Below are 494 nucleotides of genomic sequence, written 5' to 3' on the forward strand. Positions count from 1 at the left end.
CCATTATGTGATCGCGCTTGTAAGTTATGCAGTTTCTCTAATTGCTAGTTTTGGTAGGGTCTTAACGATTTGCATTGTCGCTAAACTTACGGTAATAACCCTTTGAAACAACTCTAATGGATAAGCAGGGTTGCCAACTGTTTCAACAGCATAGTGATTGGCATCATTCACAATGCCTCTCTTTTTATCAGTCTTTACACATTGACGCCCCATAACCCATTCAAGAGCGGGTCTACCATTGACGATATATTCATAAGCTTCAAGAGGAATGTCTGTTATTGTGATATTGCTGTTGTAAAAACCAGTCGATTTATCTTTTTCGGATATACCTTTCTCTTTAGCTGCTTTTGCGAATTTCATTTCTGTAACGTAGTAAAATTTTTCGGGATTAGAGATATCAGTCTGTTTAGGATTAGCCTTTTTAAAAGGTCACTGGATAAGCTTCCACATCTTCATAATTCACGTGCAAATGACACAGTTCACGTCCTGCTGTC

1 pseudogene is annotated in these 494 nt (G+C 38.3%); it reads right to left on the reverse strand.

Annotation, left to right across the window (positions count from 1 at the left end):
* Positions 1–24: 24 nt before the first annotated feature.
* A pseudogene (locus tag J7R13_RS08815) lies at positions 25–494 on the reverse strand (type ISP restriction/modification enzyme); the annotation flags it as partial.

This window comes from Bartonella taylorii 8TBB (assembly GCF_902825155.1).
In the GTDB taxonomy this organism is placed as follows: Bacteria; Pseudomonadota; Alphaproteobacteria; order Rhizobiales; family Rhizobiaceae; genus Bartonella; species Bartonella taylorii_A.